This is a genomic window from Fibrobacter sp. UWB5 (assembly GCF_002210295.1).
GTDB lineage: Bacteria > Fibrobacterota > Fibrobacteria > Fibrobacterales > Fibrobacteraceae > Fibrobacter.
The window spans coordinates 657,187-682,339 of sequence record NZ_MWQH01000001.1; the positions used below are offsets into that span (position 1 = coordinate 657,187).

12 protein-coding genes are annotated in these 25,153 nt (G+C 51.8%); 9 read left to right on the forward strand and 3 right to left on the reverse strand.

Annotated features, from left to right (window positions below):
* The first annotated feature begins 8 nt into the window (after window positions 1-8).
* The 5 genes from B7989_RS02810 (at window position 9) to rnc (ending at window position 5,523) form a co-directional block, all read left to right on the forward strand.
* Window positions 9-2,492, forward strand: a complete 2,484-nt coding sequence (locus B7989_RS02810) for a glycoside hydrolase family 9 protein (protein ID WP_158212853.1) — start codon at window positions 9-11, stop codon at window positions 2,490-2,492.
* Window positions 2,493-2,637: 145 nt separating this feature from the next.
* Window positions 2,638-3,558 carry an ACP S-malonyltransferase gene (gene fabD / locus B7989_RS02815; RefSeq protein ID WP_088627090.1) on the forward strand — a complete coding sequence of 307 codons (921 nt, stop codon included), beginning with the start codon at window positions 2,638-2,640 and terminating at the stop codon, window positions 3,556-3,558.
* Between the two features lie 28 nt (window positions 3,559-3,586).
* On the forward strand, window positions 3,587-4,327 hold the full coding sequence (gene fabG, locus B7989_RS02820) for a 3-oxoacyl-[acyl-carrier-protein] reductase (RefSeq protein ID WP_088627091.1): 741 nt from the start codon (window positions 3,587-3,589) through the stop codon (window positions 4,325-4,327).
* Between the two features lie 51 nt (window positions 4,328-4,378).
* Window positions 4,379-4,618, forward strand: coding sequence for an acyl carrier protein (gene acpP / locus B7989_RS02825; protein ID WP_072800986.1), 240 nt, complete (start codon window positions 4,379-4,381; stop codon window positions 4,616-4,618).
* Window positions 4,619-4,704: 86 nt separating this feature from the next.
* The gene (rnc, locus tag B7989_RS02830) at window positions 4,705-5,523 is read left to right on the forward strand and encodes a ribonuclease III (protein ID WP_088627092.1); all 819 of its coding nucleotides are present in this window, start codon (window positions 4,705-4,707) and stop codon (window positions 5,521-5,523) included.
* On the opposite strand, the gene B7989_RS02835 is transcribed toward rnc, so the two are convergent.
* Complete coding sequence (locus tag B7989_RS02835) at window positions 5,520-6,749, reverse strand: hypothetical protein (RefSeq protein ID WP_088627093.1); 1,230 nt, start codon at window positions 6,747-6,749, stop codon at window positions 5,520-5,522. The genes rnc and B7989_RS02835 overlap by 4 nt on opposite strands.
* A gap of 3 nt (window positions 6,750-6,752) precedes the next feature.
* The gene (locus B7989_RS02840) at window positions 6,753-7,598 is read right to left on the reverse strand and encodes a DUF4423 domain-containing protein (protein WP_088627094.1); all 846 of its coding nucleotides are present in this window, start codon (window positions 7,596-7,598) and stop codon (window positions 6,753-6,755) included.
* A gap of 175 nt (window positions 7,599-7,773) precedes the next feature.
* On the opposite strand from B7989_RS02840, the gene B7989_RS02845 reads away from it, so the two are divergent.
* Entirely contained in the window at window positions 7,774-9,504 is a 1,731-nt protein-coding gene (locus tag B7989_RS02845; RefSeq protein WP_088627095.1) for an arabinofuranosidase catalytic domain-containing protein, read from the forward strand.
* A 221-nt stretch (window positions 9,505-9,725) separates the two neighbouring features.
* Here the strand turns inward: B7989_RS02845 and B7989_RS02850 are convergent, their stop codons facing one another.
* Window positions 9,726-11,363, reverse strand: a complete 1,638-nt coding sequence (locus tag B7989_RS02850; RefSeq protein ID WP_088627096.1) for a fumarate hydratase — start codon at window positions 11,361-11,363, stop codon at window positions 9,726-9,728.
* A gap of 316 nt (window positions 11,364-11,679) precedes the next feature.
* Between B7989_RS02850 and B7989_RS13945 the strand changes: the two genes are divergently transcribed.
* The 3 genes from B7989_RS13945 to B7989_RS02870 all read left to right on the forward strand — a co-directional run bounded on the left by B7989_RS13945 (window position 11,680) and on the right by B7989_RS02870 (window position 25,152).
* Complete coding sequence (locus B7989_RS13945) at window positions 11,680-12,342, forward strand: hypothetical protein (RefSeq protein ID WP_158212854.1); 663 nt, start codon at window positions 11,680-11,682, stop codon at window positions 12,340-12,342.
* Between the two features lie 367 nt (window positions 12,343-12,709).
* The gene (locus tag B7989_RS02865; RefSeq protein ID WP_233144219.1) at window positions 12,710-19,210 is read left to right on the forward strand and encodes a glycoside hydrolase family 9 protein; all 6,501 of its coding nucleotides are present in this window, start codon (window positions 12,710-12,712) and stop codon (window positions 19,208-19,210) included.
* A 71-nt stretch (window positions 19,211-19,281) separates the two neighbouring features.
* Window positions 19,282-25,152, forward strand: coding sequence for a glycoside hydrolase family 9 protein (locus tag B7989_RS02870; protein ID WP_088627098.1), 5,871 nt, complete (start codon window positions 19,282-19,284; stop codon window positions 25,150-25,152).
* Window position 25,153: the final 1 nt, after the last annotated feature.

Here is a 25,153-nt window from a genome sequence, read left to right on the forward strand (position 1 = left end):
GAGAAATTATGCGTTTAGCATCCCTTATTCCGTTTATAGCGGTTGGCGCGTTTGCTGCTGACACCCCGTTTGACCTGATTCGTCCGGTTTACCCGATGGAATGGAGTACGGCCATCGTTGAAAATGGCGGAACGGTCTATGACTTTGCCCTTTTTAACGTAAACGAAAAGGATACTGTAGTCGGTACGCCGAAGTCCGGTTCCAAGCCCGCAGATTTCAAGGCCAACGCCTACATCGCAGACACCTTGAACCAGGCTTACATCGATGCCTTGAGCCTCAGTGTCAGCAATATCCGCGTGAACCAGGCCGGTTACTTGCCGGACGACCCTGAAAAACTGTTTTATTACGTTTCGTATGAATGTGAATCGGCGACCTATTCCGTTGTGGACTTGGATGGTGAAGAAGTTGCCGCGGGAGGCAAGTTCACGGCTACTGGGGATTATGCTCAATCTAATAGAACAGTGAAGGCGTATGTCAATTCTATTCAAGAGCGTTACACGGTGGAAAGGGTCACTCCAAAAACCAAACTGTGCGCAGGCAAACTTGCCGAGCTGGCTGCCCTCCCCACGGACAAACGCCTCCGCATCAAGGTGGGTAAGGAATATTCTTCGACCTTTATTGTGAGCGACAAGGTCTATTCCATGGTTCGCGATGCGAACCTCAAGTTCTTTGGCGGTGAACGCAGTGGCGATTCGGAGTCCTGGTCCCATGGGCCGAGCCATGTGCACGACACCATTCCTGGTGGTTGGTACGATGCAGGTGACTTTTTGAAGATGGCTCCGACGATGGGCTATACCTTTTTTGTGCTTTCTGTGCTTTCTGCTGTTCATCCGGAACGTGACGAAGACCATTACGCCTTCAACCACAACGAAATCGTAAAGACAGACGGCATTCCGGACATGTTGCGCGAAGCTCGCCACGGTGCAGAATTTTACCTGCGTTCCTATGAATATGCCAAGGGCGATATCAAGGATATGATTGTAAACATTGGCGATGCTGAGGATCATAATTATTGGAATCGTGCGGACAGTATGGAATCTGTGAAACAGTTGCGCCCTAGATCGGTTCTGCATGGTATTGGCCCTGGTATGTCTGCCCAGGTTGCTGCTGGCTTAGCCCTGTTGAGCGTGCAATATGCAACGTATGATAAAACTTTCGCAGATAGTTGCTTGAATGTCGCCATCAAACTGTACGACTATGCCAAGGCTCACTATGGTGAAGGGGAAGTTTGTGTCGGTAGCCTTTATCCCTGCAGCAATCCATCGAATTATGTTGATGTTCTTGCGATGGCGGCTATTGCCCTCCATTATGCGACTTACGAAAAAACGAAGAAGATGGATTACCTGAACGATGCTGCTGAAGATAAGACGATTAATGACAACAAAAATGCCAAGTATGGTTTTGAGTATTTCTCTGCAGGTTGGTTGGGCTCTGCAAGAGGTTTTTATGCAGGTGGCTGGCCTTCGGATTATGATAATCGATTTGCGATAACGTTGTATGCCTTCTACAAGTTGCTTTTGGCCGACAAGTCTACGGCTGAAAAATTTGGCATTCAGGATTCTGTCCGTCTGGATTATATCCAGAGGGTGGTCTATTCGATGGCTAGAGGTGTTGCGGATGGTGCAAGTGGAGGGGAAAATGCAATAAGTCTTCTTGGCGGACGTGATTTGCATTATCCGACTCCATGGTTTGTTACGGTAATCTTCTCATGGGGCACGAATCAATATGATTCTGGCAACATTATCAATATGCTGACTTACGCTGAAGTTGCCAAAGATATTGAAACCAAGAAGACGCTTGGGGATACTTTAGTTTGGAATCATGCTAAGGTACGTCAGCTTGCTATAAACAAGATGAACTATATCCTGGGCATGAACCAGTGGGATATCTGCTTTATGATGGGCGTAGGTGACAAGAACGAGGCGCATCCCCATCACCGCACCTCTAATCCGGAAGGTTGGAATGGTTATGATTACGAGAGGCACGAGGAACTTCCTGTGACTTATAATTACAGGCCGCCGGTCGGTGCTCTTATGGGTGGTTCATTGGACGATTCTTTGACTTCTGATTGGGCAAAGTATACCGCTACAGAAACTACTATATACGGCAATGCTTCGTTCCTTGTGACAAACGTACTTCTTTCTCCGGAAAAATCTACTGCCATTGCAGACACGTCCAAGAAAGATACCACCAAGGCCGACTCCACGAAGGAAGCGATTGTCGAAATTGCGAAAATCGGCGATGCCCGCCTGGCTGTCGTGAACAACGGTGTGACCCTGGATGTGAACTACACGCTCCCCACGGAACAGAACGTGAATATTTCGCTGGTGTCTGTGAAGGGCAAGGTCCAGAAACGTTATGCACCGGGCCGTGAATCCGCCGGCAGCCATGCATTGCAGTGGAATGTGGAATCAATCCCCGCTGGTGCGTACATCGTGAACTACTCCGCCGGCAGCTTCCGTCAGCACAAACTGGTGACAATTACCCGCTAGAACGTGTTCTTACGAAAATACGTCAAAACTCTTTCATTTACAATTTCTTGTATACAGGGGCAGGCGGTCCGATGACGCCTGCCCTTATTTTCTAAATTGTAGCGCGAAACAAAAAATGCGGTCTAGCCGCAGAGGTATATATATAATGTCTAAGACGATTCTTCTTTTCCCCGGCCAGGGTGCTCAGTATGTGGGCATGGGCCAGACGCTCGCTTCTACTTTTGAACCGGCCAAGAAGCTCATGCAACAGGCCGATGAAATTCTCGGTTTCTCGCTTTCCAAGCTCATGGCCGAAGGTCCGGAAGATGTTTTGAAGAGCACCGACAACACGCAGCCGGCTCTCTTTACCGTGTCTGCCATGGTGATGGAACTCCTCAAGTCCGAAGGTTTTGCTTTTGACTACGTGGCAGGGCATTCCCTCGGTGAATACTCCGCCATCTACGCTGCCGGCGGTTTCAGCTTCGAAGAAGGTCTCCGCCTGGTGCGCACCCGTGGCGAACTCATGGCCAGCGCCGGTTCCAAGAATCCGGGTGCGATGGCCGCCATCATGGGTCAGGATGAAGCCAAGATTCTTGAACTTTGCGAAGCCGTGAAGGATGTCGGTACCGTGGTTCCGGCCAACATCAACTGCCCGGGCCAGATCGTGGTGTCCGGTGCGGTCGCTGGCGTGAACAAGCTCGTTGAAAACTGCGGTGCCGCCGGTATCAAGGCCATTCCGCTCGCCGTGTCTGGCGCCTTCCACAGCCCGCTCATGCAGTTTGCACAGGCAGGCCTTGCCGAAGCTATTGCAAAGACCAAGTTTAACGATGTCGAAAAGCCGGTCATTGCCAACGTGATTGCTGAACCGGTCACGAAGGGTGCCGAACTTGCCGAACTTTTGGTGAAGCAACTGGTATCTCCGGTCCGTTGGAACGACTGCATGAACAAGGCTATGTCCTTGGGCGTGACGCAGGGTGTCGAAGTGGGTTCCGGCAAGGTGCTCATGGGCCTGATGCGCAAGATTAGCCGCGATGTGAAGGTCACTCCGGTCGAAACGATCGAAGCTTTCCAGGCTCTCAAGGGATAATTTTAACTACAAACCACAGGTAACTACTATGGGTAAACTTACTGGTAAAAAGGCAATCGTGACCGGCGCTTCTCGCGGTATCGGTCTCGCCATTGCAACTAAGCTCGCCAGCGAAGGCGCTGACGTCGCCATCCTTTCCACCTCGGTCAAGGAAGATTTGGCCGCCAAACTTTCCGCCGAACTTGGGGTGCAGGTCAAGAGCTATGCTTGCAACGTGGCCGACTCCGAAACGGTGCAGAACGTGTTCAAGCAGATCATTGCTGACATGGGCACGGTCGACATTCTGGTGAACAACGCCGGTATTACCCGCGACGGTCTCCTGATGCGCATGAAGGACGAAGACTTCGACGCCGTGATCGCCACGAACCTCCGTTCCGTGTTCCTTTGCACCCGCGCTGTCGCTCGCACCATGATGGGCAAGCGTACCGGCCGTATCGTGAACATTTCGAGCATTAACGCCCTGCACGGCCAGGCCGGTCAGGCTAACTATGCCGCTGCCAAGGCTGGCATTATCGGTATGACCCGTTCTAACGCCATGGAATTTGCTTCTCGCGGTATCACTGTGAACGCCATTGCCCCGGGCTTTATCGGTACCGACATGACTGCTGCCATGGACGACGCTACCAAGGAAAAGTATGCTGCCCAGATTCCGCTCGGACGTATCGGAAAACCCGAAGATGTGGCCAATGCAGTCGCATTTTTGGCATCTGACGACGCCTGCTACATCACCGGCCAGATTCTTGGTGTCGATGGTGGGTTGAACGCCTAGGCATTTTTTACTAAATTTGAACTCAAACAATCAATCCAAATGGAGATTACAATGAACGAAGAAATTTTCAAGAAGGTCACCGCTGTTATCGTTGACAAGCTCGGCGTTAAGGCTGAAGATGTGAAGCCGGAATCCGAATTCGGTAACGACCTCGGTGCCGACTCCCTCGACCGCGTGGAACTCGTGATGGCCCTCGAAGACGAATTCGAAGTCGAAATCCTCGACTCCGACGCCGAAAAGTTTGCCAAGGTTGCCGACGTGGTTGCCTTCATCGAAGCTAAGAAGGCTTAATTTATTAGCCTCTCTCGATAAGAAACTGGATTGGGTGGCCCGGAACGGGTTGCCCTTTTCTTTTTGCCCCTTACTAGAATAACGATATGAGTGATAACAACCTCCTCCATAAAGTGCTTAAACTCTGGTTTCGCCAGAAGTCCGACGGCGGGCTTGAGGCGAAGCTCGGGTACCGGTTCAAGGATCCTGAACTTTTGGCGCACGCCCTGGTGCACCGTTCATTCTTGACAGGTACTGACCTGCCTTACGTGAGCAACAACGAACGTCTGGAATTCCTGGGCGATTCCGTGCTGAACATGCTCACCACCGAATACCTTTACAAGACTTACCCCGACGACCCGGAAGGTGAACTTTCCAAGCGCAAGAGCGCCATCGTCTCGGGACATGCTTGCGCCCAGTCGTCCAAGGAATGGAGCCTGAGCGAATACGTGAAGGTGGGCAAGGCCGAAGAAAAACTCGGCGGCCGCGGCAAGGAAAGCATTCTGGCCGACGCTTACGAAGCGGTTCTTGGCGCCGTGTATTTGGATGGCGGCCTCGACGAAGTCCGCGTGATTCTGAACAAGTTCCATTTCCCGCGCGTGCAAGAGATTATCTCTGCCGAAGACTTTATCAACCACAAGAGCGAACTGCTGGAATACCTGCAGGGCAAGTTCCGCACGGTGCCGGAATATGTGGTGGTCGATGAATCGGGCCCGGAACACCAGAAGTTGTTCACGGTCGAAGTCCATGTGGACGGCCGCGTGTACGGTCGCGGACAGGGTGGCAACAAGAAGAAGGCCGAACAGGAGGCCTCTCGCGTGTCGCTCGAAATGCTGCTAGCCGAAGCCGCCAAGGCCGAAGCAGAAAAGGGCCCGGAAGAATCCAAGCCCAAGAAGCAGAAACAACGTCATGTGGGACTGCCCTAGCGGGCGGTAAAGTCGCTGGGCTTGATGCCGTAGAACACGACGTCGTCAATCCAGAATTCTGTGCTGTCGTAGGCGGCGATCGAAATCGTCGTCACGTTCTCGCTGATGACTTCCCAGCCGAGGTTTCCGTACTTGTCGTCGCGGGGCTTGAAGTTTTCGGGCTTTATAACTCGGCGCGTCCACTCGTCGCTAGTCTTGAGCGTGTCGTAGGCGAGTGTCTTGCCTTCGGTGTTTGATTCGCCCAAGGTTTCCAGGATAATCGAGATGACGCCTGTGCCGCGAGCGTAGTAAACGATAGAATCGGTTGCGGACAAGTCGCAGGGCGATTCTTCCTTGCAAATCCAGATTCCGTAGAACGACCAGGAACCAGGCTTTGCTGCTGAAGTCTCCCAATAAATAGCGTTCCCTTCGCGGTCTGCGCCCGCTTCGACAATGAAATCCGAGAGGTCTTTGCGGGTTTCGGGAATGATTTCGACTTCGGGAGTCGTCTTGACGCTTGTGTCGGTAGAAGACATGTAGCCCGTTTCGCTGATGCCGAGTTCCTTGATTGTGAATTGGGCGCTTGCCGATTCAAAATCCAGCACCTTGACCGAGTCGGGCTCGAAGGTGCGCACGTTTGCAGAAACATTCTCGCCGGCGTCGATTTTCGCGGACTGTTCGATAATGCTGTCGCCAACGATCACGCGCATGTCGTATTCGTACGGCGGCAGCGAATCCATTTCGTAAAAGCCTTCGCTGTCGGTTTTAACCAGACGGTCGGTGCCGTACACTTGCACCCAGGCGTAGTCGACGCTGTCGGGCAAGTAAACCTTGCCGCGCAGGCTGCCCGTTTTTTCGAGGGCGTACTGTACGGAATCGCCTTCTTGAATGTCTTCGGCAGAAATCTTGGTGAACAGGCCTTCGCCGGCGTCCACAATTTCAATCGTCGCGACATCGACAGCGAGGCTGTCAATACGGATTTGCCCCAAGGAATCGGTTTTGAATTCCTCGAAGAATTCGGATTTCGCGGAATCCCCGTTGCCGCTATTTTCAGAAACGCTTTGAACAAAGTCCACGGAGCGCATGCGGGCGACAACGCCCACCGCCGGTTTAGAATCTTCACGGACAATCTGAATCAAGAAGGCGTTTTCGGTTTCAACGGTACTAATGCCCGCGACTTCTTTGTCGGAGCAAGCCCAAAAGGCCAGGGGCGCTAAACACGCGAGTAGCAAAAACTGTCGTTTCATGTTTTACCCCTCTTTCTTGGTTCGTGGATCGTTAGAAATGTCGGCCACCGGGTAAAGCGCAAATACAAACTGCATAGCGCGGGTAGGCTTGTTGACCTCGGCCACTCTGCGTTGAACCTGGCGCCTGAACTCCAGAGTCATTTCGTTCAAGTCGGCAAAGCAGTCCTCATCGACTCCCACCAGCAGCGAAGAAATGTTGCGCTTGGCAGGTTCCACTGCAATCAGGGAGTTCTGCGCGAGCGCCAAAAGTTGATTCTGGTAGCTGCGGATGGCGGCGGTCTTTGTGGCTGACCCTGCCGATGTAAAGTTAGCAGTTGTTGCGGCGTAGCGTTCCGAGGCAAGCGGCGTAATGAGCTTTAAATCCTTCAAAACGGTTATGGCTTCGCGGACTTGGTCTTCGGAAACCGTCGGAGAAATCTGCTTGACCAGGTGCGAAACTTCGGCATGCCCGCCGTTCATTTCAATCAGGGCGCGCACTACGGGAATCCACCACTTGCTTAGGAACAGGTATTCGCTTGCACTCAGCTTGCGCAAGTCCACATCTTGCAAGGCGAGCGCCATCTTGTAAAGCTTGTCCTTTTTGGCGGGGGACTTGGTCTTGGAGGCGGCAACGAGGATTTCGAAAAGTTCGCCCTTGCGGCCCTTCAAGTCGAGTAAGTCTTTTGCCAAGGGAATGCTGCGGTTCGGCAGGTGCAGTTCCTTGTTCAGCACGCGGAAAACCTGACTCGTGTCGAGCCCGAGCTTTTGGCCCATCATTTTATAGGAATACAGCGGCATATCCAGCTTGCGCTGGGTATAGTAATTCTTGAGCAAGTCCCTGTAATCGCTTATTTCGTCAATGTTGAGCATAGGCTAGTTCCCTAAACAGTGATCCATTCAATAAAATAACCTTTTCTCGAGCCGAAAAGCAAAAAAAGAGCGAATCGTTTTTGACAAAAATGCAATAGAAGAATCTCCAAAGGCGTGATTTTGGCCCGTTTTAGAGGTAATTTGATATTGGTTGGTAAAAAAGAGGGATGTTGGGATGAAATACAATTCATTTTTGACAGTGCTGGCGCTTGTGGCGCCCACCATGGTCTTGGCCAAAGAAGGCCCCTGTGACATTTACGCAAAGGCAAACACCCCGTGCGTGGCGGCGCATAGTTTGACGCGCGCGCTTTTCGGGGAGTATAATGGCAACCTGTACCAGGTTCGTCGAGCCGATGGAGCCACTAAAGATATTCCGCTCGAAGAAAAGGGCGGGTATGTCAATTCCTCGGTGCAAGACGAATTCTGCAAAGGTTCCAGGTGTACCATCTCGATCATTTACGACCAGTCGGAATACAAGAACGACCTGAAAAAATCGCCCGTGGTATACTGGCTTAAAGAAGGCGGTAAAGAGGCGATTGCGGACAAGGCTCCCATTTACATTAACGGGCGCAAGGCTTATGGCTTTTATCGCGACGCCTGGTCTGCCACCGGTTACCGCAATAACAATACCAAAGGTGTAGCCACCGGCGACGAAGAAGAATCCATGTACATGGTCGTTGACGGCAGACATTACAACGACTTGTGCTGTTTCAACTACGGAAATGCAGAAACAACCGGTAACGATGACGGCCCTGGAACCATGGAATGCATCTACTTCGGAAGCGACAAGGACTGGGGCGGTCCAGGACAAGGAAACGGTCCGTGGGTTGCCGCCGACTTGGAAGACGGCGTATTCAAGGGAAACGATGCTGGTTGGCAATGGGGCAAGACCCATACAACACCGTGGCCAGACGCACTTTCTATTGAAGCAGACTATGTGACCGCCATGCTCAAAGGACCGAATGACGGAACGTTCAAGCTCAAGGGCGGCAGCGCTCAAAAAGGAACCCTCAACACCATGTGGGACGGACCGCGCAAAAGAGGCTACAGCCCACGCAAGCTGCAAGGCGCCATCGTGCTCGGCAATGGCGGTGACGGCAGCGACGGCGGTGCAGGAACGTTCTTCGAAGGTGTGATGACCATCGGAAACCCGCCCGATTCCGTTGACGATTTGGTACAGGCAAACATCGTTGCCGCCGGTTACGGAAGCAAAATTGACATTTTCAAAAAAGTCGAAATTGAACCGTTCAAAGATACACTTACCATCCCCGGAAAAATCGAAGTCGAGAACTATGATAAAGGCGGCAACGGCCGCGGATTCCTGGACAGCGATATCGAAAACGAAAACAGCCTCTACCGCGATGACAACGCAGGCCTCGACAGCGCAGAAGGCGCCATCATTTACGGCTGGGGTTATGCCGATGACTGGTTACGTTACACGGTAAAAGCGTCCAAGAACGACTCGCTCACGCTCACGGCGCGCGTCGCCTCCCCAAGCGATAGCACATTCTTCTCCGTACTCGTTGACGAGAAAAAAGTCGTCACCGTGATGGTCCCGAATACCGGCGACTGGAAGACGTTTGAAACGGTTGTGGTTTCCGTGCCCGCAATTGCAGAAGGTGCGCATGTGCTAAAAATAAAGATTGACAAGCCGTACTTCAATCTCGACTGGATTGAATTTACAATCGCAAAATCCACCACCCAAATGCCGAGATTCAAAAGCAACTTCACTTCAACACCACAAACGGCTACCGTATATGACGTTCTCGGAAATCGCGTTATCACTTTCCGTGCAGATGAAAAGACGATATATAGAGCATGGGATAAAGTTCGTATGAATCTTCCCAACGGAATTTATGTCATCAAAACGAACAATAAAATTGTCCGAGCAGTAAAGACAAAATAAGACACCTCCACACACCCCAAAAACACCCCGCAGGCTCTAGCTTGCGGGGCGTTTCTATTGAAAGGGTGGATATCTGACTAAATGAGACCTTCGAAGAAGTTGTTACCCCAATGAGACTCCGTATTTGGCTATCGCATTAAAGAACTTACGACGCCAAATACTCCGCGCTTCTACGGCTCGTTAATACGAGCCGCATCCGCTTGGCGCAAGGGCAACATCTTTTAAATCAATCCTTCGAAGAAGTTGTTGCCCTTGTCATCCACAAGGATGAAGGCGGGGAAGTCCTTGATGGTGATCTTGCGGATGGCTTCCATGCCGAGTTCCGGGAAAGCCACGATATCGTTGCTGAGGATGTTCTGTTCAGCGAGGATGGCTGCCGGACCGCCGATAGAGCCGAGGAAGAATCCACCGTACTTCTTGCAAGCGTCAGTCACGTCCTGAGAGCGGTTGCCCTTCGCGACCATGATCATCGAAGCACCCTTGCTCTGGAAGCGCATCACGTACGGGTCCATGCGGTTGGCCGTCGTCGGGCCGAAGCTACCCGTGGGCATGCCTGCCGGAGTCTTGGCCGGGCCAGCGTAGTAAATCGGGTGGTCAGACACGACCTTGAGCACGGTCTTTTCTTCGTCGGTGAGTTCTTCGCCGCGTTCCTGCTTGTCGAAGATTTCGGCAATCTTTGCGTGAGCCATGTCGCGGGCCACAATCATCGTGCCCTTGAGGCTGAGGCGAGTCTTCACCGGATACTTGGTGAGGTCGGCGAGCACTTCCTTCATCGGGCGGTCGAGATCGATTTCAACTGCCGGAGCGAGGTTCACGGCGTTGCCAGCCGGGATGTAGTTTTCCGGATGGTGTTCCATCTTTTCGAGCCAGAGGCCGTTTTCGTCAATCTTTGCCTTGATGTTTCGGTCAGCAGAGCAGCTCACGCCGATAGAAACCGGGCAGCTAGCAGCATGACGCGGAGCGCGGATCACGCGAACATCGTGCACCAGGTACTTGCCGCCGAACTGGGCGCCAATGCCTGTCTTCTGGCAAATGTGCAGAACCTTTTCTTCCATTTCGAGGTCGCGGAAAATGCGGCCGCCTTCGGAACCGCTGGTCGGAATATCGTCGAGGTAGCCGCAGCTAGCGAGCTTCACCATGTGGGTGTTCATTTCGGCAGAGGTTCCGCCAATCACGATAGCGAGGTGGTACGGAGGGCATGCCGCAGTACCGAGCGTCTTCACCTTTTCAGCGAGGAACTTTTCCAAGGACTTGGGGTTGAGGAGCGCCTTGGTCATGGGCCAGTAGTAAGTCTTGTTGGCAGAGCCACCGCCCTTAGCGACGAACAAGAACTTCATTTCGGCACCTTCTTCGGCGTGGATGTCGATCTGAGCCGGGAGGTTGCAACCCGTGTTCTTTTCTTCGTACATGGTGAGCGGTGCAATCTGGCTGTAGCGAAGGTTCTTGGTGGTGTAGGCGTTGTAGACGCCTTCCGAAATGGCTTCGGCGTCGTCAAAGCCTGTCCAGACCTGCTGGCCCTTGTGGGCAACGCAAATAGCCGTACCGGTGTCCTGGCAGAAGGGGAGGATGCCCTTGGCGGCCACGCAGGCGTTCTTGAGCATAGTGAGGGCCACAAACTTGTCGTTATCCGAAGCTTCCGGATCCTGGAGAATCTTGGCGACCTTGGCCGTGTGGGCCGGGCGCAGGCAGAATTCGACTTCTTCAAAGGCTGCCTGGGCGATCTTGGTCAAAGCTTCCTTGGAAACCTTGAGGATCTTCTTGCCTTCGAATTCGGCGACGGTCACGCCGTCTTTGCCGAGGTTTACGTATTCGGTAGTATCTTCACCGTGCTGCACGGTCGCTTCGTACTTGAATGCCATAGTAGTTAGCCTGTTTTAAGGTTGTTGTTGTTGTCTTTTTCTCGGTTAGGAGTGGAGGTCCCGGCTCAAAGGCCGGGAAGACAATTGAGGTTGAATGTTTTTTTATGCGTGTAATTTAAAATTTCTTGCCCCCTCCGTCCTAAAAAGGCGGTCTGAATGGAGCTTTTTTGCCTGCGGCAGTGTGCGAAAAATCGCAAAAAGCCGATGAAAAGACGAAAATAGCGGACAATTTGAACTTTTTTTATAAAAAAGTTGGCGGACGACCGAAATATGTACTATTTTTTACAGCGTAAAAGTTTAAACTGAAGAGGATACTATGAAGATCAAGACTCTCATGTTGGCAACTATGCTTGCCTCTGCTGTTGTTTTCGCCGCTCCGGCTGCCAAGAAGGACGCCGCCCCGGCTGCTAAGGCCGCTCCTGCCGCCGAAGCCCCCGCTGCTGCTAAGGCTGAAGCCGCACCTGCCGCTGCTCCGGCTGCCGCTCCTGCCAAGGCCGAAGCTGCCAAGCCTGCCGAAGCCCCGAAGGCCGAAGCCGCCAAGGCTGAACCGGCTCCCGCCGCCGCCCCGGCTGCCGCCGCTGCTCCTGCCGCTGCCGACACCGCCAAGGCTGCCGAAGCTGCCGCTCCGGCTGCTGCTCCTGCTGATTCTGCTGCCGCTGCTGCCGCACCGGCAGACTCCGCCGCCGCTCCGGCTGAAGCCGTAGCCGCCGCCGACACCGCCAAGGCCGATAGCGCCGAAGTGCTCGAAGCCAAGGCCGAAGAAGCCCCGGTCGACAGCGCCGCTCTCGCCAAGGCCGAAGAAGAAAAGAAGGCTGCCGAAGCTGAAGCTAAGGCCAAGGCCGAAGAACAGGCTGCTCTCGAAAACAGCACCGCCGGTTCTGCCAAGACCTCTATCATGGAAAACCCGTGGGAATTCCTGATCGTGTCTGCCGCCTTCGTTGCCTCTGTGCTCGTGATTATCTTCACCGGCAAGGACTAATCTAGCGGTTTAAAATCCACAGATTTTCAGAGGTCGACACCTACGGGTGCCGACCTTTTTTTGTTGCCACCATGTCATGCCTGCTTTTTTTTGTCATGCCGGACTAGGTCCGGCATCTCCTTTTCCACCGCTCGCCTGTAAACAATTTTAAACTTTGTTCTATATATTTCTTACTAAAATCTTTTATACGAAACTGCGTGTCCCAAATCATTGAAAATTGCCGTTTTTGAGAGCAAAAAGCGAACATTTTATGATTTTCACGCAACCGCTTTTTGACTAATAAATCTATTTTTAAAATGTGTATTTGGGCGTTTGCTTACGGGTGCTGACCGCATCCGCCATTTGGTTGTATACAAAGGAGGCTATTGTGCCTAAAACGAAGTGTCTTGTGTTTGCGATGCTTATCGCAATGTCTGCCGTGACTGCCATGGCGGCAACTCAGGAACAACCTACTCCTTACGACTTGCTCCGTCCGATTTTCCCACTTACATGGGATAGCACTGTATTTGACAAGTTTGACACAACGGTTACGATAAAGCACAACATGGTGCCCAAGAACCGCACCCCGGCCTCTTACATGCCGAATGTCCTTATTCCCGATACCTTGAACCAGGCTTACCTGGATGCCATGAACACGCATATCTCCCCGATTCGTGTGAACCAGGCCGGTTATTTGGAAAAGGACCCTGAAAAGCAATTCTTCTATGTGGGTAACGCATCTACTTTCGAAGTGGTGGATATCGATGGTAAATCCCTGGATCCGAAGGTAACGGGTACATTCCAGCCCAGCACTAAGACGACTTCTTCTACTTGGCGTATCATTGCTGGTACCAATGCGGCAACTCAAGATAAACTGCGCTACGAAGTTAACATTACAGGTCCTTCGGGAACCATTCAAATTGGACATATTCCGCCAGGGGTTCCCACCAAGACCCGTCTTCGCATTAAAGTCGGGAATGAACTTTCTAGTACGTTCATTGTAAGTGATGAAGTTTATTCCATGGTTCGCAATGCCGCTCTTAAGTTCTACGGAATCAACCGTAGCGGTAATAGCGAATCCTGGTTCCACCCGCCAAGCCATACTTTGGATGGCATGGGCGCTCTTGCGAAGATTACCGGAGAGGGAGACGCAGGTGTTCAATTTATTTCGGGCGTCAACGAGGCTATGGCAGGAACGTTGGCTGGTGGCTTCTATGACTGCGGCGACCACTTGAAGGAATCCCAGACGCAGATGTTTGCCATGGCGGTCGCCGCCGTGATGACGGCTACGAACCCCGATGCCGACGATGACGTTTACGCCTTTAACCATGGTGAAACGGTGAATACCGACGGTATTCCGGACATGTTACGCGAAGTAAAACATGCTGCTGATTTTGTCCTTAAAGCCTATGTACGAGCCAAGGGCGTGATTGATGATATGGCACTTTCGGTGGGTGATTTCCAACCTGACCATATGTGGTGGGGTCGTCCGGAAACCCAGGACAAGTTGCCAATGGATTCGAGCAAGGGGGACCCGGCTATAAGCAGAGGTGGTCCTTTAACTAGACACGTTCGCTTGGGGGAAATTGGTTCTTCTGTTGCTGGTGAAACGGCTGCGGGCCTCGCTATTTTGGCTAGGAGTTATGCCGAATATGATAAACCCTTTGCCGATAGCTGCTTGATGGTTGCTAAAAAGATGTATGAATTCGGAAAAAATATTGCTACTGGTAAAACAGCAGGGTATAAGTACAATACGACTCCTCTTTTTAACACCCCGGCATATAACGGTTCTACCATTTTCCATGACGACATGGCTCTTGGTGCAGTAGGTTTGCTCTACGCCACCAAGGATACGACCTACCTTTACGATATCGCTGAAAACCCCGCATTGCGCGGAGATCAAGGCAAACAAGACTTTGCCTATGGTAATCCTTATGGATACTTCCGTGGTGGGTGGTTCACCTTCAAACAGGCCAGTTTCTTTAAAGATGGTGCCAATACGGACTGGGCGAGTACCTTCACGTTTGCCTTGTATGCGTTCTATAAATTGATCCTTAAAGATGAAGCGACTGCAGCTTCTTACGGTATTAGCAACGATAGACGTTTGGAATATGTAGAAGATTTGGCTTATACTATGGCTACCAACGTGTCTGCGGTTTCTTACACTGATGGCGCGACAGAATCCATCGTTTTGCCGAAGGGTGGTGGATGGACTTCGGATGGTACGGTGAAATACGAACCCATCTGGTACACAATGAAAACCCAGCAGGAGTGGATTTACAACCGTTACCAGTTGGGCAACACGATTGACGTTTTTACTTACGCTGATGTGACGAAGGACTTGGAAGGTGTGGCACTTCCTCAAAATGGTGTTCAAAACTGGAAGTCTGACGAAATGTTCCAGTTGGGCATTAACCAGTTGAACTACATGCTAGGCATGAACCCCTGGGATGTTTCGTTTATTTATGGTATTGGTGACAAAAACGATGCTCACCCGCACCACCGTGCCTCAAACCCCGAAGGCAAGAACATGCCAGGGGCCTCTTACAAGTACAGACCCCCTGTTGGAGCTTTATTTGGTGGCGTTAGGGCAGACCTACCGTGGGACCCTGAAGGTAAAGGTGGTTCAAGTAAAGCGAGTTGGGATAATTATAAAATTTCTGAAGCTTGTCTTGATGCGTCTGCGGTACTCATTGGAAGTACGATGTTGGTCGCTCAAAAATCTGATAGAACCGTAGCTCCTGATGTTAACGTGGAAATCCGCCACGTGAGTGCGGACTCAGCCATTGTGGTGGTCAAACTTTCAAAACGTGGAACTTCGACCATTTACTACGGCACTAGCGAAACTGCAATGACCGAGACAGCTGTTCCTGATAGCGATGCGGCGGGAGTGCGTCATGAAATTATTTTGCGTGGCTTGCAACCGGGAACGGGGTACTACTTCTATGTTGTGGGTGCAAACGTTTACAATCCGGACAACAAGACCTCCAAGTACATGGTCGATAGCACCAAGACTCCGTTTAGCTTTACCACGCTCAATACGGTGGAAAGCGCCCAGATTACGAACGTGACCGTGTGTAACCTGTTTGGCGACAGTGCCGAAATCATGTGGTACACCCCGAACGGCGAATACGAATCCAAGATTTATTGGGATACGGTTCCGCATACGAACCCCTCTGATTATGCCTTTAACAGTGGCGCAGGCAATGCCGATGTGTCTGGCATTCCGACCAAGTTCCACTACGTAAAAATCGGTGGTCTTAAGGAACAGACGACTTACTATTACATGGTCGAAAGTAACGGACAGCGCACCAATGTAAACGATAAGACGGGTGATATGCTCAAGTTCACCACGCCGGTAATGTGGTACGACTTTAGCGTCCGTGCCTACCAGTATATGGACAACGGGCTCGATGCCTTGGATCTCAATATTTACAATAACGAATCAAGGCCGTTCGATAGTCTTGAATTGCGTTTGTACTTTACGGCTACGCCCGAAGAAGTTGAAAATTGCGCCTTCCTTGTGGATACGGACATTTTGCAGGCTTACGACGAATCCGGCTTTAACCATCCGCTCCTCGACAAGAACGGAAATGACGTCGGTAATACGGTCCGCATGCTTATGAGAGATGCCCAGCCGGTACCGCTGCCCGATACCTACGATCCGGCAACGGGCAAGAAGTCTTACTACTTCCCGGTACCTCTCGGTCCTACAGAAATGAAGTCCGCTTCTAGAATCCGATTGGATTTCGATTTCTCTTATGGCCTTACAAATGATGGGGTGCATTGTGAAACGCTCCGCCAACGCCAGAAGAAAAAGTTGGATGTAAGCACTGGCGACTGGTCTTGGGCACCGCATAAATTCCTAGTGGATGGTGCTGATTATGTGGGTATGCCGGTCGAAAGCAAGGACTATGGCGATTTCGATACGGATATTCCTATCAACCAGTTCATTACAGTTTACCGTAAGAATGAATTTATTTGGGGTTATAGCCCGTCCCATCAGGAAATGACCACCAAGCGTGCCCATTACGAAATGGATGTCCATTTCGATGCTCCGTTCAATGTGTCTGACGGTTCTTACGTGCAGATTGACCAAACCAGCAGTACCGTGTACGTGAGGGGCTATGCCCAGGTTTCGGAACAGGGCTATATTACCCGCATCTGGGCGAACGGCCAGGAAATCAAGACGTATATCCAGAGACATGGTGACGAAATCTTCTTGATCGATGCCGAAAACAATGTTGACATTGCACATTACAATGTAACGAGTGGCAACGGCGCTATTGACTCGACAGGACTTTGGACTTTGAACATCCCTGTGAAGATGAAGATCGGTAGCAACAAGATTGACTTGACGATTTTCGCAGGAGCGAACCCGGAATGCGAAGAATGTGCCGAAAACGGCGGCTGTGCATTCATTAACCGCAATTACTACGTGCAGTTCACTCGCGGTAACATGACGCAGTCCTCGCTCACTATCAAGGATGAAGCTGGCAACCCGGTGACATCGCCGGCCGACCCGTCCAAGACTCGCTTCTATGTTTACCTGAACGACAAGGACAAGGCGGGTTCTTCTGCTCCGGTCGAAGTCCTGATTGTGAACAACAAGAAGAGCGATACCCTGAAGGTGAAGATGGTGGAAGACGCCTCTAACCCGGGTAGCTTCAAGAGCGCATTTGCCATTACGGCAACTTCTGTTGCGCCGGAAGCCAGAAACGGCAACCAGATTTCGTTCTTTGCCGGCGACACCATCCAGGTGATTTACGTGGACCCGGACGACGAAGAAGATGTCTCGAAGCAGAGCTTCTATGCCGAAGCCAAGTACCCCGAACCCACGAAGGTGCTGGCCCAGGATACCGACTGCGACAACGTGGCCGACAAACTCTTGGTAGAGTTCAGCAACACGCTCATTAGCGACTATAGCTTCGACAGCATTCGCGTGTTCTTGCCTGGCATGGCCGACACGGTGACCTTGAAGGTAGACGCCTCCAAGGCGCTCAACAAGTCCGAGGTGCAAGTCGACTTGCCGGCAACGCTTGGCATTGCCGAAAATGCGGCACCCTCTGGAAAGGCGACGGTTTACCTGAAGGCAGAAGGTGCAACCAACGCGACCAAGGTGGCCATTGGCGACGGCATTATGCCGCAGCTGTTGAGCGTGACGATTCTTGAAAACGAAGGTCATGAATATCCGGAAGATACCTTGATGGTCGCCTTTACCGAACCGGTGATCTTGGCGTCTGAAACGGAATGGCCCTTGGAAGTTGTGGGCGCTACGGGTGCTGTCTTTAGCGTGGTGGGTAGAGCTACCACCAGTAACGATGGCAAGAGCTGGATGTTTGCGCTTTCTGGAAACACGAACGGCCAGTTTATCAAGGAAGGCGTGACTGTCACCGTGAAGCCGAATTCCGTGGCCGACAATGCGTACAACTTGCTCGACCCGTCCTTGGCCTGTAAGACAGTCAAGGTGGTCGAAACGCCGAGGCCGGTACCTGTGACGCTTGCCGAAATGCGCGACAACGAAGGCGACGGCTACGCCGACGAACTCTACATGAAGTTTGCCAAGAAGCTCCGCGACAAGGACATGCTCGACAGCTTTGTGGTAGAATGGGGCTTGAAGGGCGAAATCAGGAACCTGAAGCCGGAATGGGAACATACGTTCGAATTCGGCGAACGCTGGGAAAAGGTCTCGTCTGTGGATTCTTCGGGCGCAACGCCTGTCGTAAAGATTGATTCTGTGCTCAAGAATGATACGGTGTCTGTCATTACGATCAAGTTCAATACCGTGAATGGATTTGCCCGCGGCGCAACCACAGGCCCGTACGGCACCTACGGCCGTGTGACTCCGCGCCTTGGCCCCGAAGGCGGATTCTTTGACAAGTTCTATCCGGTTGTCGACAAGTGCCCGCCGATTATTATGACGGCGGTGTGGCAGGGCTTTGACGTGGACGACGATTCTTACGGTTCCCGTGACTACGTGACCTTGACTCTGTCTGAACCGCTCGATACTGTTGCCGGCCACCCGTACGTGGTGGAACGTAGCCGCGACGGTTCTGCGGGTGTGTTCTTCAACCCGAGCCGCAACCCGAATCTCTCGGTAACCTACCTGACCAATTCGACGACGGTAAAGCTGGGCTACAGGCACAAGTATGACGAAGCCATTTGGATTGCCGACTCCGTGCGCCTGATTTCGGATATCGAGACGGGTTACTTCAAGGATATGGCGGGCCAGTATCCGGGCTATGCAACGCCTTGGGTGCCTGTGACCGGTACGGTGTCTAACATCAAGTTCACCATTACGGCGGTCGATGGCGTGACCAAGTCCAGAAACCCCGATTCCATTTACTACGGTGGAATCCCGCTGGATCCGAACGTGAACTTCCGCTTGACGACGCTTAACAAGAACGAAGAAACGATTGTGATTGCCGAAGGCGACAGCAAACTGCACGATGTGTTTAGCGCTCCGATCAGGGGGTACCGCAATGCAGGTCCGACGTTCATGATCGAAATCGCCTTGCCCGATGTGCTCGACAAGACCGAACTCGGCGAAGCCAAGCGAGACTACAAGGTCAACCTCGAAATGGATATCTTCAGCAACCTCGGCCACTACGTGAACAAGGCGACGTATTCGTTCATGTCTTCGACCATGCAGGAATACATTTCGGCGGCCAGTACCATGACCTTGTACCTGGAATGGTGCGCTCCGGAAGATTACCCTGTAAGCGCTTCGGGCAAGAAGATCGGTACTGGGCCTTACATTGCGAAGTTCAATACCGAGGCGAAGAGCGATTACCTGCCGGCGAAGGCTGACGATGGTGACCGCACCGAGGCTCTGAAGGATTCCGACACGTTTACCAGGACGTTTGGCTTCAGAAGGGCTAAAAAATAAAGTGTAGGGGGGAATGTGCCTGGGGAGGCGCATTCTCTTTTTTTTAATGTTTTGGGAGGAAGAGTAAGATTATGAAAAAAGTGTTAAAGGCTGTATTACTGTTGATGTTCTTTGCCGTGGACTTTGCCGTGGCAAGTGAACTCCCTAATTTGGACCGTACCGACAAGGTACATAGCCGTCGGTATCTTGATTCGCTGAATGCGTTTGCGCGTAGGCCCATTCGAATAAACCAGAGTGGCTTTAGACCGCAGGATTACAAGTACGCCTATGTGGCCGACCCGAAGGCGACAAAGTTCCAGGTGATTGACGCCAATAGCGGTGCCGAGGCCTGGAGCGGTTCGTTAAGCCTGATCAAGCAGAATGTGGTAAAGCCAAACATCTGGATTAACGGCGCTTTTAATTCGATATCGAGCGTGTATGAGTTCGGTAGTCAAGATTCAGTCAGTACTGCAAAGGAAACTCTTTATCGAGCCGACTTTACGGGGCTTGCACCGAGTACGCCGGGTGAATATTTTGTAGTGGTGGGGAACGATACTTCGGCAACGTTCCATATTCACCCTTCTATATTCAATTCGATTCTCGAAATGTCTTTGCAGTTCTTTGGTATTCAGCGTTGCGGTAATACCAAGTCTCACTTTCATGGCGCGTGCCACTTGAAAGACGGTTCCAAGATTGGACATGACTTGACGGGTGGTTGGCATGACTGCGGTGACCACTTTAAAGTGTCCGAAACATTGGGCTATGCCACTTACGTGCTTTCGATGGTGTACCTGACTTACCAAGACAAGGCTGAAGACCGCTACGGAAATTCCTATGCCGATACGGTGTTTACCGATGGTATTCCCGATGTGCTGTACGAAGCAAAAATCGGTGCGGACTATCTTTTAAAACTTTATAGGGCGTCTAAAGCAGATGGCCTGATTGCTCAGGGTGATATGTACCATTCGGTTGGCGTCGATGAAGTGGACCACGCCTTTTGGGATTTGCCGGAACGCCAAGATGCTCAGGCTCCGTCTAAAGGTGGCCCAGACCGTGTAGTGCTTACGGATATCGGTACGAATACGGCTGGCATGTTTGCCGCAGCCATGGCAAACGTGGCGGTGGGCTACAAGGTGTATGATGCTGCTTATTCTGATTCTCTGTTGGAGGCGGCAAAAGATATCTATGAAAATGTGGTGATGAAACAGGTCGATGAATACATTACGGCTGGTTTGCCTGGCCGTAATACCGCTTTCCCTGGATTCTATACCGGTGGCGGTCCTCTTTATGATGATGGCGCTGCCGCATCTTTAGCTCTTTGGTATGCGACAAAGGATACCGTTTATCAGTATAACCTTTACAAAAACAAGAATATTTTTGACAACGAAACCAACTACCATTATAACCTGGATTACTTTAGGGCCGGCTTCCTAGGAAATACGAGTGGATTTACGCCGGGTGGTTGGGCTACGGACTACCAGAACATTCATTCGTATGTGCTGTTCGCTTTCCAGAAGATGATTTTAAGTAACCCTACGGTTGCTGCCGAGTATGGGCTTTCTGAAACGGAACGTGATTCGCTTTCGATGCGAACCATGGCAACCTTTAGAAAACTTATTGACAACAGCACGAACGATGGCGACTCTCTGGTGCTCGAAAATCCGGGAGTCGGCTCGGGAGATCCGCATGAAGGCCCGTCTAAACTGCATGTGATAACACCTTACAACTTGGTATGGACCAGCTTTGACTGGGGTGTGATGCGCTACAATATGGGTACTGCGGTGTCCATCTTCTTGATGTATGAGCTTACCGGCGATGAACGCTACTTGAAGGTGGCTCTCGATAACATGTACTTTATTTTGGGTGCCAACCCTTGGGACATTTCGTTCTTGATGGGTGCCGGTGAAAAGAATCCGCAGCATCCGCATAACCGTGCTTCGAACCCCGATGGTTACAACGCGGGTAGTATGCCCTACAAGTACAAGTGCCCGATTGGAGCCTTGATGGGTGCACGCGAACCGACCAAAACTTTGATCGAAGACTGGAACAAATATACCTCGACCGAAACCTGTATCGACTTTACGGCTCAGTTCTTGTTCCCGGCGCAGAGCTTGGCGCAGACACTCCCGATCGATGCCGAAGGCCCCTTGTTCAGTAACATTCAAGGTACCCCGATTACCGAGACGTCTGCTATTGTAAGCTGGGATGCGAACGAAGTTGCCCTAGTGACGGTGTTCTACAATACGACTCCGGATTTGGCCGGCGCAAAGTCGGTGGGACAGACCAAGGCAACCAAGGGCGGCGAAGTCACGCTTGAAGGCCTTGAAATGGGCCAGACCTACTACTTCTTCTTGGAGGGTATGGACACCAAGCGTAACATGACGACGGACGATAACCATGGACAGTGGTACCAGTTTACCATGACCAATGTGAAGCCTAATATTAGCGGTGTGACGATTTGCCAGGTGGACCACCGCAGTGCCAAGATTTACTGGTGGACCGATGTCCGTTCTAACGGCGTGGTGAAGTATGGAACCTCTATGAGCGCCTTGAACGAATCTGCAACTGCAAAGGATGGCGCCGTACTCTTCCACGAAGTGGAATTGACCGATCTTAAGGCAGGAACCACCTACTACTTTAGCGTTTCTTCGGGAATGTCTAGCGACGATAACGGTGGTGCTGGTTACAGCTTTACGACCGAAAGCGAGGCCTCGTATGCGGATCTTGCCATATTCGTGAAACCGAGTTCCTACGGTGACGAGGCTGCTTGCAGTAATTGGGAAGACTGCCATGCGTTTATCGTGTCTATTGCAAACAACGATACTATGCCCTTTGAAGATTTCGAAGTCCGCATGTACTTGAATGATCCTAACCTTGCCGCTTTAGGTAATTGCCATCAGAACTTTGGTGGTGATGGCCAAATGGGTAAGGCCATTAATATCACGTTTGGCAGTGCTCAATCCGACGGCTTGGGTGGGTACTATTTGCCTATCAATGTAAAGGGTGTTCTGGAAGTTTCGGGACAGTTGATTATTCAGGTCGTATTCCATGATTATAACCCCAGTGTAAAAACGGTGAAGTATAAGGATATCGAAGGTTCTTGGTCGCTCCGGGCACACACTGCTAAAGACGATCCCGTATACTTTGAAGGGATTGATTTGACCCAGGCGCCTTACTTCAAGGGCTCGGAAACAACCTTCCTAGAATATAATTCCAATAACGAAAAGGTCGTTGCCTTTACAGAAGACCCCTACATTGCGGTTTTCTACCATGGCAAGCATATTTTTGGTTACACTCCGGATTACACTCCCGAAAATGGTCCGCAGGTTCGCCGCACGGTAACGCTCGAATTCGAAAAGCCGTTCAAGACTCCGTTCTATTCTGTAGAAAAAGAAGACTACAAGACAAGTTACGAAGGCTATAGCAAGGTTTCGCCGACGGGTTTCCTGGATGACTTTGAAATGAACGGTAGGCCGCAGAACCTTGTGTACCAACCTGCAGACCGTACCGATTCCTTTGTCTTTGGCAAGGATACGGTTCTTGCCTACGGCAACAACTACATGGAATGGGTCAGCTGGCATAACCATGGCGCTAACAGCAAGACCGAAAACAAGTACGACTGTGCCTGCGCGGTGGTTCGAACCAATGTGGAAATCGATACCATTACGACTCCGCTCGAAAAACGCTATCTCAGCTTCGACAAGAATTCTTACAAGACTTATCAGACGTCTGCGGGCGGTACACCCAAGATGGTCGAAGTCCGTGTGCAATTGCTCGATTCTTTGGCCCAGCTTTTGGATACGGTGAACGTTACGCTCACTTTGGGCACCACCACTGGAAACGCTCTCTTCTGGAGTTCTGCCACCTCGACGATTCCTATCACGAGCATTCAGCTGGTGAATGGCGAAGCGACGTTCTACGTAAGCTCTGAACAGGTGATGGTGACGACCTTGTACGCAAAGGTCAGCAACTCTACCCAGTTCGATTACGAGCCCGCCACCGCCGACTTGATTATCGAAGAACTGCCGCCTTGGCCGATTATCGATGTCGCAAAGATGATCGATACCGATTGCGACAATAAGCCGGACGCCTTGAAGATTACGATTTCGAACGAATACCAAGAAAACCAGTCGTTCAACTCGGTGGAATTCGTTTATAAAGGTGATACGCTCAAGACCACCGATGTCATTAGCAAGAACGGCAAGGAAATCGTGGTGAAGGCCAACATCAAGGATACCGCCATCAACACGAACCCGAGCGGCTCCATTACGCTGTATTCTAACGTGGGCGGCAAGGTCGAAAGCCATACCGACTTCTACCAGGACGGCATTGCGCCGACTCTGTTGGCGGTCTCGGTGTTGGAACGCCTGGATACCGCGACGAGCGACCGCGTGTACATGCAGTTCAGCGAACCGATTTCTAGCCCGGGTACCGATTGGCCCACGCAGCTGTTCGCGACGAACGGTTCTACAGCGGTCAATGCGCCTACGGTCAAGTTCACGCAGATTTATAACGAATCGATGAACGTGTGGGAATTCGAAATCGGCTTTGACGCCAACGGCAATTCCGTGGTGACCGAAGGCATGTTCGCCCAGCTGTTGTCGAATGCCACAATCAAGGACAAGAACGGTAACGAAGTGTCGGCCACTTGCGGCCAGCCCAAGCTCCCGATTACGCTCAAACTGATTCCGGTGCCCATGACGTATGCCTCTATCTCGGATGCCGACGAAGACGGCGTTGCCGAACGCGTGTATATTGAATACGCCCGCGCCATTGACCAGAAGCATTATCCGGACAGCATCTCGGTAATCTTTGGCCGTACCGCTCCCGAAACCCTTTGGGTGGCGGGCACGGTTCCGACTTACGCTGCCGACGGCATGACTTCTGTACTTGACTTGCCCAAGCCCTTTGCCTATGGCATTACCAGCGGTACTTACGAGGGCGCTTCGAAGGGCGTGAATATTACGGGCGCAGGCCTTGTCGCCCAGCACTTGGGCAAGGGCGCTTCTTACGAGACGAATTCCGTGCTCGGCGAAGACCTGGCCGGCCCCGTGATTGTGACGGCGACGATTGACATGTCCAAGTCCGATAAATTCGACATGCTCGACATGGTGCTGAGCGAACCGGTGGCAGTCGTGGATTCTTCGCTGGTGTATTACCGCGAAAAGATTGCCGATGTCGACACCGCCATTTACAAGCGCTCGGTGCAGACGCTCACCATTGCGGCCACCAAGACGAGCATGGCTGCCATTTACGACAAGGATAGCCGCCTCGCTGTGACCGACGGTGACTTTGTCCGCCTGCATCCAAAAGAATTCAGTGCCCTGCGCGATGCGCACGGCAACATGCCTGCACAGAATTCTCCGTGGGTCCCGATCTTGAGCAGCGGTAATCCGCAGGTCAAGTTCGTGGTGACCATGCAAGACGTGGTGTCCCGTTCGGGCGGCGAATTGCGTTCGCAGGTGCCGTCGCATGACAACATACGCATGTACGTGCTGAACCCCGCTACCCACAAGCTCGACTTGATCCAGAACGGTCAGGTGGTTGCAGCGGGTATCGATTCCGCAAGCGTGCAGGGGGCGGTCTGGAAAATCGAAATGACTGTCCCGAGAGGTTCTTCGGGCAACGAAGCCCCCGCCTGGGATTCCTTGCGGGTCAAGTACAACATGCCGATTTATACCAACCTGGGTAGCTACGTGAACCGCTTGGCTGGCAGGTACAGCGTGCCGTCTGGCGTGTACCTGTCTTCGTCCGGCAAGATCGTGTTCTACGTGGAATGGGCAAATACGGCCGTCGGATTGCAGTCTGAACAGGGTAGGGCTGTTGCCACGGGCGCGTATATTTATAAATTGGATATGGAAACGGTGTTCGTCCCGAATGAAAATTCCACGAACGCAGAAAAATTCAGCGGTAAGAACCACTACGATAAAACATCCACATTTGGTGTCAAACGGGTAAAGTAAA